This window comes from Mesorhizobium sp. WSM4836 (assembly GCF_055811815.1).
Window position 1 is genome coordinate 82,841 of the sequence record NZ_JBVVQF010000025.1, and the last position, 15,917, is coordinate 98,757.

Below are 15,917 nucleotides of genomic sequence, written 5' to 3' on the forward strand. Positions count from 1 at the left end.
AGGATGGAGAGGATGAGGGTTGCCAGAAGCGGGCCGGCGTGCGCGCGCTTCCCTTCTCCCCTTGTGGGAGAAGGTGGATCGGCGCGAAGCGTCGAGACGGTTGAGGGGTGTTGGACGGAGTGCCGTTGGTGCCAAGCTGGAACACCCCTCATCCGACCGAGCTTCGCTCGGCCACCGCCCTGGGGCGAGCCACGTGTCTCGCCCCGTCCTTCGGACCCCACAAGGGGAGAAGGGGAGGAGCCCACGAGGGGAGAAGGCAGAGCGGGACCGTGCTGGCTCATCACATCAATTCCCAGCCTGGGTTTCGGGCAGCAAATAACCGGTGGTTGCGTGGTCGAGATTGAGATAGCGGGCGGCGACCGCCTTGACCTGGTCGGCGGTGACCTTGCGGATGCGGTCCGGCCATTGCTGAACGTCCTGGACGTTGCCGCCGGTGGCGAGCGTCGAGCCGTAGATGTTGGCCATGTCCTCCTGCTTGTCGCGCGCAAAGATCATCGAGCGGACGAAACGGTCCTTGGATTTTTCCAGCTCGTCGCTGGTGACGCCGTCTTTGGCGATGCGGGCGATCTCGGCATCGACCGCGGCTTCGACGTCGGCAAGCTTGGCGTCGCCGCGCGGCGCGCCGTAGATGGTGAAATTGGTGTCGTCGAGCATGGTGCCCTGGAAGAAGGCGCCGGCTTCCGCGGCGATGCCTTGGCGGACGACAAGCTCCTGGTAAAGCCGGCTGCGGTTGCCGCCGCCGAGGATTTCGGACAGTACGTCGAGCGCTTCGGCTTCGCCGGGCTTTGCCGTGTGATAGGACGGAACCACCCATTGCGTGGTAAGGCTCGGCACGCTGACGTGGCCGTCGGTCAGCGTCACCGTGCGCCTGGTGTTCTGCTCCGGCTCGACCGGGCGGATGCGCGGCGGCAGATCCGGGCCGCGCGCGACCTTGCCATAGGTCTTTTCGGCCAGCGCCTTGACCGTTTCCGGCTCGATATCGCCGGCCACCACCAGCACGGCGTTATTGGGCGTATAATATTTGTTGTAGAAGGCCATCGCGTCGGTCCGGTTCAGCTTCTCCATCTCCTGCATCCAGCCGATGACCGGAATGCGGTAGGGCTGGTTCTGCCACAGCGTGGCGTCGATCTCCTCGTCGAGCACCGCCTGCGGATCGCTATCGATGCGCGAGCGGCGCTCCTCGAGGATGACGTCGCGCTCGGTCTTGATGACGTCGTCGGTGAGAATGAGATTGCGCATGCGGTCGGCCTCGAAGCCCATCATCTCACCGAGCGCCTGCGGCACCACCGTCTCATGAAAGGCAGTGTAGTCGTAGGAGGTGAAGGCGTTGTCCGAACCGCCGATGGCGGCGACGGCACGGTCGAGCTCGCCGGCCGCATGGTTGCTGGTCGCCTTGAACATCAAATGCTCGAAGAAATGGGCAATGCCGGACTTGCCCGGCGGCTCGTCGGCGCTGCCGATCTTGTACCAGACCATATGAGTGACGATCGGAGCGCGGTGATCGGGGATGACGACGACCTCCATGCCGTTGTCGAGCAGGAAATTGGTCACGACGCCGTCGTCAGCGGCAAGCGCGGGGGTCGTCGCCAGCGCTAGCGTCAGCAGTATTCCGCACAGCCATTCAGCCTGAAATGTCATAGATGGCTCCGGTTTGTGGTGGAACGATAGGCGGGGTTGCTGGTCGAGGCAAAGCGAATTGTTCGTCATTTTGAAGGCACTCAGTTCCTCGCCCTCGCAACGCGGGGAGAGGAATCGCCAGCGCCGGCGCGCTCACCCAGCCTCGATAAACCGGATGACCGTCTCGCCATAGTTGCGCTCGTCGAGAACCGAAAAGCCCGGCCCTGGCTCGAACGGCGCCGCCGCCGCTTCCTCGACAACGCAGAGCGCGCCGGGGGCGAGCCAGCCGCCTGCCTTGGCCGCGCGCAAGGCGCGTTCGCCAAGGCCTTTGCCATAGGGCGGATCGGCGAAGACCAGGCCGAATGCGGCGATGGTGCCGGCCTCGCCCAAGCCCGTCGCGTCGCGGCGGAATATCTTGGTGCGGCCGGTGAGGCCGAAAGCCTCGACATTGGTGCGGATCAGGCCGCGCCCTTCGGCGGATTCCTCGATGAAGACGGCATAGGAGGCGCCGCGCGACAGCGCTTCGAGGCCGAGCGCGCCGGTGCCGGCGAACAGGTCGAGCACGCGCGCGCCGTCCAGTCTTTCGGGAAAGCGATGCGCCAGCACATTGAAGACCGCCTCACGCGTGCGGTCGGTGGTCGGGCGGATGGCAAAGGTGCGGGGCGTCGCCAGCGGACGCCCGCGAAACTCACCGCCGACGATCCGCATTGCTTCCTTTCGGGCCGCCGCGCGGCCGGTCGCCACCGCTATCCGGACGTTCGCCGCGCGGCTTGCCGAACGGCTTTGCACCGCCGCCTTGCGGCTTGCCGCCAGGCTTGCTGTAAGACGGCTTGAACGAGGCCTTGCGCTGCTTGTTTTCCGCCGCCTTCGCGGCGTCTGCCTCCGCCCTGCCCTTGCCGATCGGCCGTGCCCCCGGCGCCATCCAGACATTGGCCTTACGCTGGCCCGGCGGCTCGATCGGCCGCTGCTCGCGTTCGGACTTCTTGCCGCCGAAGCCGCCACGAGGCTTGTCGCCACGGGGTTTGTCCCCAAAGTCGCTGCGTTCAGGTCTGGGGCCACGCTCGCCAAAGCTCTTTTTCGGCCCAAAGCTCCTGTCGGGGCTTGTCGACAGTTTGCCGAGCGCTTCGTCGCGGCTGCCTTCTCGGCGCTTGCGGTTCTTGATCAGGCCGCCCTCGCCGATCGGCCGGCGTTCGCCATCGCGGGTGAATTTCGGCCGCTCGGGCTCCTCCTCCCGCTCACGCCTGACCGGTTTGTTGGAAAACGGCTTGGCGATATCGGCATCGAAATTGGCGCCTGATTCCTCGACCAGTCGCTCGCCGAGCTGGTCGCGCAGCACGCGACCCTTGATCTCCAGCACATGGCCTTCCGGCAAATCGTCGAGCTGGAACGGCCCGTAGGAAATGCGGATCAGCCGCGTCACGTCGAGACCGAGCGCGCCCAGGATATTCCTGACCTCGCGGTTCTTGCCTTCGCGCAGGCCGAGCGTCAGCCAGGCATTCGAACCCTGCTCGCGGTCGAGCGTCGCTTCGATGGCGCCATAAAAGACGCCGTCCACGGCAATGCCTTCGCGCAGGCCGGCGAGCGCGCTTTCCTCGACCTTGCCATGGACGCGCACGCGGTAGCGCCGCAGCCAGCCGGTGGCCGGCAGTTCGAGCACGCGCGACAGGCCGCCATCATTGGTGAGCAGCAGCAAGCCTTCGGTGTTGATGTCGAGCCGGCCGATGGTCATCAGCCGCGGCAGCCCGGGCGGCAGCACGTCGAAGACAGTCTTGCGGCCTTCGGGATCCCGGTTGGTCGTGACCACGCCGGCCGGCTTGTGGAACAGGAACAGCCTGGTGCGCTCGATCGGCGGGATCTCCATGCCGTCGAGATGGATGATGTCGCCGGGCATCACATTGAAGGCCGGCGAGGACAGCACCTTGCCATTGACCTTGACGCGGCCGGCCGCAATCAGTTCCTCGGCGTCGCGGCGCGAGGCCAGGCCGGCACGCGCCAGCCGCTTGGCAATGCGTTCGCCGGCTTCTTCCGTTGCCTCGACGCGACGCGGGCGCGGCTTGAAGCCGCCTTCCGATGCCGCCTGTGCCCTTTGTGCCCCATTGGGCCGATCGCCGCCAAGATCACGTTTGGGACGATCGCCGAAGTCACGCTTGGGGCGGTCGAAGCGCCTCTCGCCGCGCTCGCCTTCGGCGGCTGCCGGCCGGTCCCCGCGCGGTGCGTAAGGCTTGCGTGGACCTTCGCGCTTCTCATAAGGCTTGCCTTCAGGTCTTGGTCCCTTGCTGAATGGCCGGTCGCCTTCCTTGAAGTCAAGCTTCGGCTTGAAGTCGCGCTTCGGCCGTTCGCCTTCGGCCGCCGCCGGCCGATCGCCGCGCGGAGTGTAGGGTTTTTTCGCGCCGAAGGATGGCTTGCCGCCCTTGTCGGAAGCGCCATCGCGACCACGCGGCCCTGCCGGCTTCGGGCCGGCTTTGCGCGGGAATTTCTTGTTTTTGTCGTCCATGTGGCCTTTGCTCGTTTGCGCGGGTAGTAACAGGATCGCGCTCTAGTGGCGAGGAGATAATCGGAATGGAAACCACGTGAAGCGGCAGGATTTCATGGGGCTGGCGCTGAAAGAAGCCGAAGCCGCCGCCCAGCGTGGCGAGGTGCCGGTTGGCGCGGTCGTCGTCGGCGGCGATACGGTCGTTGCGAGTGCCGGCAACCGCACGCGCGAGTTTGCCGATCCCACCGCCCATGCCGAGATGCTGGCGATCCGCGAGGCCTGCCGCAAGCTTTCCAGCGAGCGGCTCAGCGGCCACGATCTCTATGTGACGCTGGAGCCGTGCGCCATGTGCGCCGGCGCCATCTCCTTCGCCAGGCTGCGCCGGCTCTATTTCGGCGCTGCCGACGAGAAGGGCGGCGCAGTGGTCAACGGCGTTCGCTTCTTCACGTCACCGACCTGCCACCATGCGCCCGACATCTATCCGGGCATGGCCGAGAACGCTGCAGCAGCGCTGCTGAAAGACTTTTTTCGCGAGCGACGCGGATCCTGAGTTCCGGCAGAATGGTCCAAATCCAGTCTGACCGATCCAGGCCAAAAAAGCCTGTGGCCGCCAGTCTACCAAGGCACCCAGTCGAACATGCGGCTGCTTTTGGCGGCCGCCTCCTTCTTGAGGCGTCGTTCCTTCTTGTACTCGTCCTCGCCGAGATCGTCCTGCGGCGCGGTGGCGGCAGCAGCGCGGTATTGCACCGGCGGCTCGCTCAGATATCTGCGGGTGGTCGGGTCGCCCTGTTGGCCTTCAGCCTGGCGGCGCTTGATTTCCGCGGCGCGGCCCTTGTCCGAATCGGCCGGAGTCCAGGCCGGCGGATGGCTCGAAGCCGACTGCGCCATCGCGGCCTTGACCGACGCCGGATCCGTCTGCACGTCATCGACGATCTGCGCCTGGTAGGCGGGGTCGTCCTGATGCAGGGTGGCATCGACGCGCAGGCGGGCACGGCGCTGCTCCGGCGATTCGGGCCATTCGGCACTCGCCGCTTCGATGCTTTCCTGCGGCGGCGGCAACACTTCCTTCTGCCCCGGCCCTGGCTTCACCAGCGCGGGGCGCGGCTTGTAGTCGATGTTGTTCTTGCGCTTGGGCGCGAAGGAAAAAGCCCCGGTGAGGTCGTCGGCAAGCTGCGTGGCAGCAGGCTTGTCGGTTCCGTAAGTGGGCGAGCCCATGCAGCCGGACAAAGTGAGGCCCGATACGACAAGCGGCGCCAGCAGCGCAACGCGCGCGTAAGTTCTCTCGGTCATGCCAAAAAGTCCCACTGTAGACAGCCTCTCGATTGCCGCCGGCCAAAGAAAGGTCCGGTCCCCGTCGCCTATACTCTTCCGACGGAATTCCGGCGACAATTTGTCGTCCGGAGTTTCGCGTGTTTACCTCAACCACTCGTTAAGGGCAACGCGCCGGGGGCCGATCGACCGCCCGCCGTGGCATTTGTGCACGCCTTAAAGGCGGCTCAAAGCCTTCAGCTCATGCAGGACAGCTGCGTCACGGGCCGAAACATCCGGGAATTCCGGATCTGAGCCGACATCGGCGGTGTAGCGCCAGGAGCGCGCGCATTTCACCAGGCCGCGGTCCTCCGCCTTCTCGACGACCACAGCGACGCCCTTGACGTCGTCGAGTGTAAAGCTACCCGCCGGCGCCTCGCCGTGTACGATAACCAGACCGCTGGTGATCGCCATCTCAGCCACGTCGACATCGGCGATCGCCGCTTCGAGCGCGGCATCGTCGAGGGTGACGACCGGCACCGCTTCCAGCGAAGAGCCGATGACCTTCTGCGCGCGGGCGATTTCCAGCGCCCCGGTGACGACACGGCGGACCTGCCGAACCTTGCGCCACTTCTCCGCCAGCGCTTCGTTCCTCCACTCCGCCGGGATATCCGGGAACTGATCGAGATGCACCGAGAGCGCATCCGGATGGCGGTCGAGCCAGGCTTCTTCCATGGTGAAGGGCAGCATCGGCGCCAGCCATTTCACCAGACAGTCGAAGAGATAGCGTACCACCTGCACGGAAGCCTTGCGCTTCACGCTGGAAGGCGCTTCGCAGTAGAGCGCATCCTTGCGGATATCGAAATAGAAGGCCGACAGCTCGACCACCATGAAGTCGAGCAGCGCGCGGGTGATGCGCTTGAATTCGAAGGCGTCGTAGCCCGAACGTACGATTTCATCGAGTTCGGCGAGCCGGTGCAGCATCAGCCGCTCCAGCTCCGGCATCTTGTCCAGCGGCACCTCCTCGCCCTCGTCGTGGGCAAGCGTGCCCAGCATCCAGCGGATGGTGTTGCGCAGCTTGCGGTAGGCGTCGATATTGGTCTGCAGCACGTTCTTGCCGAGCCGCTGGTCTTCCCAATAATCGGTCGTCACCACCCACAGCCGCAAGATGTCGGCGCCGGACTGCTTGATGACGTCCTGCGGCACGACGGTGTTACCGAGCGACTTCGACATTTTCCGCCCCTCCTCATCCATGGTGAAGCCATGCGTGACGACGGTGTCATAGGGCGCCCTGCCCCTGGTGCCGCAGCTTTCGAGCAGCGAGGAGTGGAACCAGCCGCGATGCTGGTCGGAGCCTTCGAGATAGACGTCGGCCGGCCATTTCAGGTCCGGCCGGTCTTCAAGCGTGAAGGCATGCGTCGAGCCCGAATCGAACCAGACGTCGAGGATGTCCGTCACCTGCTGCCATTTCGAGGCATCGTGGTTGCCGAGGAAACGCTCCCTGGCGCCGGCGGCGAACCAGGCGTCGGCGCCTTCTTTCTCGAAGGCGTCCATGATGCGCTGGTTGACCGCCTCATCGCGCAGCACATTGCCGTCGGCATCGGCAAAGACGGCGATCGGCACGCCCCAGGCGCGCTGGCGCGACAACACCCAGTCCGGGCGCTCCTCGATCATGGCACGGATGCGGTTCTGGCCGGCGGCAGGCACGAAGCGGGTATGGTCGATGGCCTTCAGCGCGCGGCTGCGCAGCGTCGTGCCGTCGCCAAGCTCCTTGTCCATATAGACGAACCATTGCGGCGTGTTGCGGAAGATGATCGGCTTCTTCGAGCGCCAGGAATGCGGATAGGAGTGCTTCAGGCGGCCGCGCGCGAACAGCGCGTTGCGCTTGATCAGCTCGTCGATGACTGCCTGGTTGGCGTTGCCCTTCTTGCCATTGTCGTCGATGACGCGCGCCGCTCCACCCTCGCGGTCCGGGCCAAAGCCCGGCGCGTCCTTGGTGAAGAAGCCGGCATCGTCGACGGTGAAGGGGATCGCGATGTCGATGCCACGCTGGCGAAGATCAGAGGCGGCATCCATCCAGGCGTCGAAGTCTTCGCGGCCGTGTCCCGGCGCGGTGTGGACGAAACCGGTTCCGGCATCGTCGGTGACATGATCGCCGGCCAGCATCGGCACGGGAAAATCGTAGCCGCCACCCAGACTCTTGAGGGGATGCGAAAGCGTAAGATTTTCAAGCTCTTCGGTGCCAACGTTGCGAAGCCGATTCAAGGTAACCTTGGCTTTCGCGGCAGCGTCGTCAGCAAGTTTCTCGGCAAAGATCAGTTTTTCGCCGGGCTGAGGACCAAAGGCGTTCTCGGCCGCCGTAACCTCATAGAGACCATAGTTGATGCGCGGCGAGTAATTGACGGCGCGGTTGCCGGGGATTGTCCACGGCGTCGTCGTCCAGATGACGACGTTGGCATCAAGCAGATCGAGCGACGTCTGCGTCAGCTTCGGATCCAAGCCTGGCTGCCCATCCTCGATGTTGATGACCTGGCGAGCGAGGCTGACGACCGGAAACTTCGCCCAGATCGTGTCCGACTCATAGTCCTGGTATTCGACCTCCGCCTCGGCCAGCGCGGTGCGCTCGACGACGCTCCACATCACCGGCTTGGAGCCGCGATAGAGCTGGCCGGACATGGCGAATTTCAGCAGCTCGCCGGCGATGCGCGCCTCGGCATGGAAAGCCATCGTCGTATAGGGATTGTCGAAATCGCCGACGACGCCGAGCCGCTGGAATTCGGAACCCTGCACCTTGATCCAATGCGCCGCAAACTCGCGGCATTCCTGCCGGAACTCGTTGACCGGCACCTCGTCCTTGTTCTTGCCCTTGGCGCGGTATTGCTCCTCGATCTTCCATTCGATCGGCAGGCCGTGGCAATCCCAACCGGGTACATAGTTCGAGTCATAGCCGCGCATCTGGAACGATCGGGTGATGACGTCCTTGAGGATCTTGTTCAGCGCATGGCCGATATGGATGTTGCCATTGGCGTAGGGCGGGCCGTCGTGCAGCACGTATTTTTCGCGGCCGGCTGCGTCTTCGCGCAACTTGCGATAAAGGTCCATGTCCTGCCAGCGCTTGACCAGCAGCGGTTCCTTTTCCGGCAAACCGGCGCGCATAGGGAAATCCGTCTGCGGCAGGTAGAGCGTTTTGGAATAGTCGATCGTCTCGGCGGTATCGGTATCAGTCATTTGTCTGCCATATGCGGTGCCGGCGGCAAAAGGGCCCGGGCGTTGAAGTCTTCGCTTGACACATATCGTCTTCCCAAAACCGGACCCACTTTTGGGCGATATGCGTTGATGATCTGGAAACGACGCGAGAGGCCGCGCGCAAGATTCCCGGCCGCTCCGGCGGCGGTCAGGCCGCCCGGAACACCGGGCCTGTAATTCGTATCGCGGTCGCGAAAAGGCGCGAAAAGCTCGTCATGGCTGGGCTTTTAGCCGAGACAGGCGATATTGAAAAGCCCGAACTCTCGGCGGTTTCCTGTCGGGGGCACCATGGTCGCTAGTTTGTTGTCGTGGCTTTCCTTGCATGATGTGCCACTTGCGCCTATATCTAGGGGCAAGTGGCAGCGGAGCCAGCCCATGTCTAGTCTGCGTATCAAGGTTCGCCCAGAAGCCGACACCGCGATCCCCGATACCGCGACAGAACGGTTTCTTGTTCATGTCACCAGGGTCGAAGGGCTCCGTCAACGGGGCTTCAGTAGTGATGAAATCTACAAGATCGTTGGCCCGCGACGGACCCTGGCGCGTCGTAAAGAGCGAAACGAGACTCTGACGATCGCCGAATCCGACCGCGTCCAGCGACTTGAGCGGGTTTCAGCGATGGCGGACCGGGTTTTCGGCAGTCATGAAAAGGCGCAGCGTTGGTTACGCAAGCGCAGCAGAGTGCTCAACGAGATACCGATCAACCTCTTGCAGTCCGAGACGGGTGCCGTCCTGGTGGAAGAAGAACTCCATCGCATCGATTACGGCATTCTCGCCTAGCATATGCGGTTGTGGCGCATTTCCAGCTACGCCGATCTCTCCGGCGTTGGTGGCATGGTCAGCGCCGGCCGTTGGCACGTGATGGGGACACCGATCGTCTACTGCGCCGATCATCCAGCTACAGCGCTTCTCGAAATTCTGGTGCATGTGGACGCGGAAGACCTGCCCCAGACCTATCAGCTTCTGGAAATCGAAGTGCCGGACAGCGTTACCGTTGCATCTCCGGAATTATCTGATGGCTGGAAGGACGATACGGCCACGACGCAGCGGCTCGGCACGGACTTTATCGCCACAGCCAAGCACGCGGTTATGGAAGTCCCTTGTGTGATCGTGCCGTTTACAAGGAACTATCTCTTCAACCCAGATTTGCTGGCGCGCGACGGCATCCACATCGTTGAGGTCACAACGCATCCTATCGATACGCGATTGCTGGGGTAGACATCACATCGAGAAATCGAAGCGATAGGTCGTCGACACGCCGATCATGAACTGATCCCTGGAGCCACGCTCCTTGACCAGGCTGGAATCGGCGGCCGGGCCCATCAGGCGGGAATATTCGCCGAACAGGCTGGCCGTCATCGGCTCGGTCACCTTCCACGTCACCGCGCCGCCCAGGCCCGCCGACCTCACCCCGCCGCCGGGATGATATTCGCTAAGCCCCGAGGCCAGGGACTCCTTGGCATCAACGCCGTAATAGGCGTCGAAATAGTCCGATGAGGCGAACGAAACGCGCGGCCCGCCGGAAATCCTGACATCGGGCGTCACATCGTAAAAGGCGTCGGCGGCGATGTCGGCGACAAAGCCGTTATGGGCGCGAATGCCGTGCCGCAATTCGGCGCGGGCACGCAGCCAATCCAAAGGATAGAATTCGAAGAAGCCGCCGGCCTCGCCGCCCCAACGCACCGGGTCGAGACCCTTCAATTCATCGGCGTCATCACCGTCGCGGGAAAACAGGAACTTGCCTGTCAGGCCGGCGCGGACGCCGTCATCGTCGATCAACGCCAATGAGATGTTGTCGTTGCGCGAGGTGAAGCGCGCCGCGGGACCAGCCTTGCCGAGCGAGATGATGGGCGAGGCGCTGAGCAGGTACTTCTTGCCGCCCTCGAAATTCGGGGCAACCATGCCGGTGGCGCCGACCGTCAGGTACCAGTCTCCGGATAGCCAGCCGAAGGTGCCCTCGCCTGCCTTGGCAACGCCGCAGGTGCCGAGCATGAATGCGGCCAAGACCGTCGGGATCGTCGGGGCAAACCGCATTGTCACTCCGTATGCGCGAAACACGCCCGGCAGAGACGCGGGCTCGCAAAAAGCCATGGCGCGGTTTCGGTAAAATTTGACTTAAATTCGAAGAGTTCGCCCGCTTTTAGCGTGCGTTCCGGTGCGGGTTGCTCGCTGGACGGTCGAGGCGATCGGCGCTACCTTCCGGAACAAAGAAGCTAGGCAACCTTGAGGGAGAAGGGCAATGACCGTGCACAGCGATGCCATGAAAGACGCCATTGGCCAGACGCGGGCGAAATGGGGATGGTTCGTCGCGCTTGGGGTGCTGCTGCTTGTCTTCGGCGGCATCGCCTTCGGCAATCTGTTCATCGCAACCGTCGCCTCCGTCTTTGTCGTGGGCTGGCTGATGCTGATGGCCGGCATTGTCGAAATCATCCATGCCTTCGGCGTGAAGACATGGGGCCGCTTCTTCTATTGGCTGCTCAGCGGCCTCCTCTACGCCGTCGCCGGGTTCTTCGCCTTCGACAATCCGGTCCTCGCCTCGACGGTGCTGACCTTCCTCCTGGCGGTCGCGCTCCTTGCTTCAGGCGTGCTCAGGGCCTGGGTCGGCTACAGCCACCGGCCGCAGCCGGGCTGGGGCTGGGTGGTCGCGGCCGGCATCATCAGCGCGCTGGCGGGACTGGTCATCGCAATGGGCTGGCCGGTCAACAGCGTGTGGGTGCTCGGACTGTTCCTGGCCGTCGACCTGATCTTCCAGGGTTGGACCTTCATCGCCCTTGGCCTGGCGCTGAAGAGATAAATTCTGGTTTGAGCATGATCTTAATCGGAAAACCGGTTCCCACTTTTTGCTTCGCTGACCTTCGGTTCGGGACGACGCTCTAAAAAGCTATGGCCGCGTCCAGCCCGGAAAGCGGCCTGACGCCGGCGAGCAATGCCTTCGCCTCGGCCTCGTCTCGCTTCATCTGGGCGACCAGAGCGTCAAGCCCGTCGAACTTCACCTCCGAGCGCAGGTAGCCGAAAAAGGACACGGCACAAATCTCACCGTAGAGCTCGCCGGAAAAGTCGAAGACGAAGGTCTCCAGCAGCGGCGCGCCATTGTCGTCGACCGTCGGCCGGCGGCCGAAACTGGCGACGCCATCATAAAGCGAACCATCGGCGCGGCGGAAGCGGACGGCATAAATCCCTTCCTTGAGGGTGGCTTCCGGCGAAAGCCTCATGTTTGCGGTCGGAAAGCCGAGCGTCCGGCCGAGCTGCTGGCCGCCGATCACCTGCGCCTCGACGGTGAAACGGTAGCCGAGCAAGCCGGCGGCCTCGGCCACATTACCCTCGCACAGCAGCGTGCGTATGCGGCTCGACGAAACCACCTCGGCGCTTTCGTCGCGAAACGCATCGGCGCTTTCGTCGCGAAACGCATCGACCAGCGTGACGCCGAAGCCATGGCGCTCGCCGGCCGCCATCAGATAGGCCGGGCCGCCCTGGCGGTCCTTGCCGAAGTGGAAATCGAAGCCGGTGACGGCGTGGCTTATGCCGAGGTTGCGCTCGAGCACGCCGGTGACGAAAGCCTCCGCCGACAAGGAGGCGAACTCGCGTGTGAACGGTTGCTCGACCAGGGCCGCAAAGCCCAGATGCGACAACAGCCGCGCCTTCATCGGCGGCGGCGTCAGCACGAACAACGGCATGTCCGGCCTGAACACCTTTCGCGGATGCGGTACAAAGGTTAGCACCAGGGCAGGCACGCCGCGACGCTCCGCTTCGGCGCGCGCGCGTTCGAGCACCGCCTGGTGCCCGCGGTGGACGCCGTCGAAATTGCCGATAGCCACCACGCCGCCGCGCAGATGCGCCGGCAGCGGTGCGGTTGCGGAAATGCGTTCGAACATTGCCGTCATGGCTTGAACCTATTGCAGTCTTGGAATCACCGCGACCGGCCTGTAGCCGTATTTTTCCAGAAAGGCCGCGAGCCTGGCCGGATCCGGCTGCAGCGTCTCACCGTAGTCGCGAGCATGGATGCCGCCCGACACGTAGAGCACGTCGAAGCCATTGTCGGCCGCGCCCTTGATGTCGGTCATCATGCCGTCGCCGATGGCCAGAACCTGTGAACGCTCGACCGAGCGGCCGAGAATGTCGGCGATCTCCTTCATGGCGACGTCATAGACCGGCGCGTAGGGCTTGCCGGCGATCAGCGTGCGTCCGCCAAGCTGTGCGTATTCGCGGGCCAAAGCGCCTGCGCACCAGATCATGCGTTCGCCGCGCTCGACGACGATGTCGGGATTGGCGCAGATGAAGGGCAGGTTCCTGGCACGCAGCTTCTGCAGAAGATCGGCATAATCTTCCGGCTTCTCCACCTCGTCATCGAACAGGCCGGTGCAGACTACGCCGGATGCTTCGAACTCCTCAACGAGTTCGATGTCGAGACCGTCATAGAGCGTGAAATCCCGATCGGCGCCTATATGGAAGATCTTTCGCGGCCCTTCGGCGATCAGGTCGCGGGTAACGTCGCCGGACGTCACGACACGGTCATAGGCGGCGGGGGGAACGCCGATGGCGTTCATCTGCGCCACCACGTCGGCACTGCGGCGCGGCGAATTGGTGATCAGCACGACAGGTATTTTCGCCGCGCGAGCAGCAATCAGCGCGGCAGCCGCCGCGGGGAAATGCCATTCGCCATTGTGCACTACGCCCCAGACGTCGCACAGGATGGCTGAATAGGCTCCCGACAGGTCTGCGAGCGAACCGATGATGTCGGGCGAATCCGCCATGCCATTGTCCCTGTATCATGATGCTTGCAAGCGCCGCGACCGACGGTCCGTAGCGGCCGGACCGGATTAACCGAAGCGCTTCGCCCTGTCACCAGCTTTCGTTGTGCCGCACGATTGTCGAACGAGACACATCGTCGGCTGAAACCGATGGGATTGGTGACTAAGGCAGGGGCGCAGCGCGCTGGCGCAACGGCTCCTGCCCTCATGCCCTTGCGGGTGATGGAAGCATGTGGTGAGTGTCCTGATCCGGAGATGCGCCCTTGCCTGAACCCGCCAACCACCTTGCCTTCGCGCTGGTCTGCCTCGGCATGGTGCTGACGCCTGGCCCGAACATGATCTATCTGATCTCGCGCTCGCTGTCGCAAGGGCCGAAGGCCGGGCTGATCTCGCTGGGCGGCGTTGCGCTCGGTTTCCTGTTCTACGTGCTGTCGGCGGCGTTCGGCATCACTGCGCTGCTGCTCGCCGTGCCGTTCGCCTATGATGTGCTGCGCCTTGCCGGCGCGCTCTATTTGCTGTGGCTCGCCTGGCAAGCGGTAAAGCCCGGCGGGCGCTCGCCCTTCCATATCCGCGAACTGCCGAAAGACAGGCCGCGCAAGCTGTTCGCCATGGGCCTGATGACGAACCTGCTCAACCCGAAGGTGGCAGTGCTCTATCTGTCGCTGCTGCCGCAATTCATCAGCCCCGGCAAGGGCCACGTGCTGTCGCAGCTTCTGGTGCTCGGTGCCACGCAGGTCGCGATCAGCCTGACCGTCAATGCCATCATCGCGGTGACGGCCGGCTCGATCGCCGTTTTCCTCGCCGGGCGGCCCTTATGGATGGTGATCCAGCGCTGGATGATGGGCACGGTGCTGACCGCGCTGGCCGTCAAGATGGCAACCGACGCGCAACGCTGATCGGTCCTACATCGGCCGCCTGACCTGCTGTGCCCGCTCCGGTTCGACCACCCTGCGGTAGAGATGCCAGGTCGCGTGGCCAAGGATGGGCATGACGACGGCAAGCCCGGCAAATAGTGGGATCGAGCCGATGACCAGGAGCACGGCAACGATCAGGCCCCACAGCGCCATCTGCAGCGGGTTTGTCATAACTGCCCTTGCCGACGTCTCGACTGCCGAGACCGCGCCGACATCGCGGTCGAGCAGCAGCGGAAAGGCGACGACGGTCGTCGCCAGCACGATCGCGGCGAAGGCGAACCCGGCCAGGTTGCCGAGCAGGATCAGTGTCCAGCCCTTGCTGGTCGTCAGCACCTCGCGAATAAAGCCGACGATAGAGGCCGGAGGCTGATTGCCGTACAGGCTGGTGTAGATCGATTGCGCGGTGAACAGCCAGAGCAGGAACAGTACCACCAGCATCATACCGATGACCGCAATCGCGGGCAGCGCCGGGGAGTGGCGCACGTCGAGCGCATGCCACCAGGATGTATCCATGCCGAACTCGCGCCGGCGGCTGATTTCGTAAAGGCCGATAGCGGCGAACGGACCGACCAAAGCGAAGCCGGACATCAGCGGATAGATGAGCTGGATGGCGTTCGAGCCCGACGTCCACTGCGTCAGGATCAGGCCGACCACCGGATAGATCAGGCACAGGAACACGTAATGCGATGGCTTGGCCCAGAAATCCTCTACGCCGAGACGGAGCGCATCGAGCAGATCCTCGGTGCTGATGCGGCGCACCTTGGGCTGTACATGCATTCCACCTGCGTCCGCCATGACATGAAAGCCGGCCATAACCTTTCTCCCGTGTGTCGGGGAGGTCACCACCAGGATGGCCGCCCGCAGCTGCCACTTCAAGAACGGCGATATGATAGCCGATCTCGGCAAGCTTGTCGCCACCGCCCGGCGCCGGGGCGCCGGGCGGCTGAACGAACAGATTAGGCCGCGAAGCGATCGATCACCGCCGCCAGCGGCACGTGACCGAGGCAAGCGCCGGACCCGGCGGGCTTTTCGCCAGCCTCGACAGCGAGCGCGTATCGCACGGCCGGATCGGCTTCAATGCGGCGGCGTAGCGCCGCCAGCTTGGGATAAGCGGTGCCGTCGACCGCCTGGTGGAACTCCGCCCAGCGCGCCACGCCGATCAAGGTGGTATCGGCAAGCGTCAGCCGATCGCCAACCAGGAAGTCCGTGTCGAGGATCATCGCCTCGAGCTGGTCATGGCGGTTGGTAACGACCTTGCGGCCGAAATCACGCAAGGTCGCCAGCAGGGCCGGTTCAGCCGATTCCATTTCATATGCAGCCCAGAGCGGGGTGAAAGCGGCGGTGAAGCCGGTGTTCACGAAGGCCACCAGCTGGTGCATCCGGTCTGCTTCCGGCGAGCGAGGCTCGAAGCTGATACGACGTTGCGTATCGCGGGCTTCGAGCCAGGCGGCAATCGCCATGGTCTCGGTGAGCACCCTGCCCTGGTCCGTGATCAATACCGGCGTTTCCTGACGGCCGTTGATGCTGGCATAGGCGTCGTTCTTCATTTCAGTGAGCATGTCGACTCGACACAGGCGGTAGGACTGTCCGACGCGTTCAAATGCAGCGACAAGCCCCATCGAACTTCCCAGCGGGAAGCCGTAAAGGAGAATAGGTTCCATTTCTTTGTCTCTT

At 63.8% G+C, this 15,917-nt stretch carries 15 protein-coding genes; 5 read left to right on the plus strand and 10 right to left on the minus strand.

Annotation, left to right across the window (positions count from 1 at the left end; translation table 11 throughout):
- Positions 1 to 285 precede the first annotated feature (285 nt).
- From AC0L2P_RS25680 to AC0L2P_RS25690, 3 genes are all read right to left on the minus strand, one after another.
- Positions 286 to 1,638 carry a M16 family metallopeptidase gene (locus tag AC0L2P_RS25680; protein WP_473505206.1) on the minus strand — a complete coding sequence of 451 codons (1,353 nt, stop codon included), beginning with the start codon at positions 1,636 to 1,638 and terminating at the stop codon, positions 286 to 288.
- Positions 1,639 to 1,770: 132 nt separating this feature from the next.
- On the minus strand, positions 1,771 to 2,325 hold the full coding sequence (rsmD, locus tag AC0L2P_RS25685; protein WP_473505208.1) for a 16S rRNA (guanine(966)-N(2))-methyltransferase RsmD: 555 nt from the start codon (positions 2,323 to 2,325) through the stop codon (positions 1,771 to 1,773).
- Positions 2,306 to 4,111 (minus strand): pseudouridine synthase, encoded by a 1,806-nt coding sequence (locus AC0L2P_RS25690; RefSeq protein WP_473505210.1) that lies wholly within the window; start codon positions 4,109 to 4,111, stop codon positions 2,306 to 2,308. Before AC0L2P_RS25690 ends, rsmD begins: the two co-directional genes overlap by 20 nt.
- A gap of 76 nt (positions 4,112 to 4,187) precedes the next feature.
- On the opposite strand from AC0L2P_RS25690, the gene AC0L2P_RS25695 reads away from it, so the two are divergent.
- Positions 4,188 to 4,640, plus strand: a complete 453-nt coding sequence (locus AC0L2P_RS25695) for a nucleoside deaminase (protein ID WP_473505212.1) — start codon at positions 4,188 to 4,190, stop codon at positions 4,638 to 4,640.
- Between the two features lie 65 nt (positions 4,641 to 4,705).
- On the opposite strand, the gene AC0L2P_RS25700 is transcribed toward AC0L2P_RS25695, so the two are convergent.
- Positions 4,706 to 5,380, minus strand: a complete 675-nt coding sequence (locus tag AC0L2P_RS25700; RefSeq protein ID WP_473505214.1) for a hypothetical protein — start codon at positions 5,378 to 5,380, stop codon at positions 4,706 to 4,708.
- A gap of 195 nt (positions 5,381 to 5,575) precedes the next feature.
- Positions 5,576 to 8,566 carry an isoleucine--tRNA ligase gene (gene ileS / locus AC0L2P_RS25705; protein WP_473505216.1) on the minus strand — a complete coding sequence of 997 codons (2,991 nt, stop codon included), beginning with the start codon at positions 8,564 to 8,566 and terminating at the stop codon, positions 5,576 to 5,578.
- A 393-nt stretch (positions 8,567 to 8,959) separates the two neighbouring features.
- Between ileS and AC0L2P_RS25710 the strand changes: the two genes are divergently transcribed.
- Both AC0L2P_RS25710 and AC0L2P_RS25715 read left to right on the plus strand, forming a co-directional pair.
- Positions 8,960 to 9,361 carry an antitoxin Xre/MbcA/ParS toxin-binding domain-containing protein gene (locus tag AC0L2P_RS25710; protein WP_473505218.1) on the plus strand — a complete coding sequence of 134 codons (402 nt, stop codon included), beginning with the start codon at positions 8,960 to 8,962 and terminating at the stop codon, positions 9,359 to 9,361.
- A 3-nt stretch (positions 9,362 to 9,364) separates the two neighbouring features.
- On the plus strand, positions 9,365 to 9,799 hold the full coding sequence (locus AC0L2P_RS25715; RefSeq protein WP_473505220.1) for an RES family NAD+ phosphorylase: 435 nt from the start codon (positions 9,365 to 9,367) through the stop codon (positions 9,797 to 9,799).
- Positions 9,800 to 9,802: 3 nt separating this feature from the next.
- On the opposite strand, the gene AC0L2P_RS25720 is transcribed toward AC0L2P_RS25715, so the two are convergent.
- Positions 9,803 to 10,573: a MipA/OmpV family protein gene (locus AC0L2P_RS25720; RefSeq protein WP_473505259.1), complete on the minus strand. Its 771-nt coding sequence runs from the start codon at positions 10,571 to 10,573 to the stop codon at positions 9,803 to 9,805.
- Between the two features lie 247 nt (positions 10,574 to 10,820).
- Here AC0L2P_RS25720 and AC0L2P_RS25725 point away from each other — a divergent pair, with 247 nt between their 5' ends.
- Positions 10,821 to 11,375 (plus strand): HdeD family acid-resistance protein, encoded by a 555-nt coding sequence (locus AC0L2P_RS25725; RefSeq protein ID WP_023674340.1) that lies wholly within the window; start codon positions 10,821 to 10,823, stop codon positions 11,373 to 11,375.
- Between the two features lie 79 nt (positions 11,376 to 11,454).
- Here AC0L2P_RS25725 and AC0L2P_RS25730 read toward each other — a convergent pair whose 3' ends face one another.
- On the minus strand, positions 11,455 to 12,462 hold the full coding sequence (locus tag AC0L2P_RS25730; RefSeq protein ID WP_473505222.1) for a bifunctional riboflavin kinase/FAD synthetase: 1,008 nt from the start codon (positions 12,460 to 12,462) through the stop codon (positions 11,455 to 11,457).
- A gap of 9 nt (positions 12,463 to 12,471) precedes the next feature.
- Entirely contained in the window at positions 12,472 to 13,332 is an 861-nt protein-coding gene (locus AC0L2P_RS25735; RefSeq protein WP_473505224.1) for a TIGR01459 family HAD-type hydrolase, read from the minus strand.
- A gap of 260 nt (positions 13,333 to 13,592) precedes the next feature.
- Between AC0L2P_RS25735 and AC0L2P_RS25740 the strand changes: the two genes are divergently transcribed.
- The gene (locus AC0L2P_RS25740; protein ID WP_352479901.1) at positions 13,593 to 14,225 is read left to right on the plus strand and encodes a LysE family translocator; all 633 of its coding nucleotides are present in this window, start codon (positions 13,593 to 13,595) and stop codon (positions 14,223 to 14,225) included.
- Between the two features lie 6 nt (positions 14,226 to 14,231).
- On the opposite strand, the gene AC0L2P_RS25745 is transcribed toward AC0L2P_RS25740, so the two are convergent.
- The gene (locus AC0L2P_RS25745) at positions 14,232 to 15,056 is read right to left on the minus strand and encodes a DUF2189 domain-containing protein (RefSeq protein WP_473505226.1); all 825 of its coding nucleotides are present in this window, start codon (positions 15,054 to 15,056) and stop codon (positions 14,232 to 14,234) included.
- 143 nt (positions 15,057 to 15,199) lie between these two features.
- Positions 15,200 to 15,904: a glutathione S-transferase family protein gene (locus AC0L2P_RS25750; protein WP_473505228.1), complete on the minus strand. Its 705-nt coding sequence runs from the start codon at positions 15,902 to 15,904 to the stop codon at positions 15,200 to 15,202.
- Positions 15,905 to 15,917: the final 13 nt, after the last annotated feature.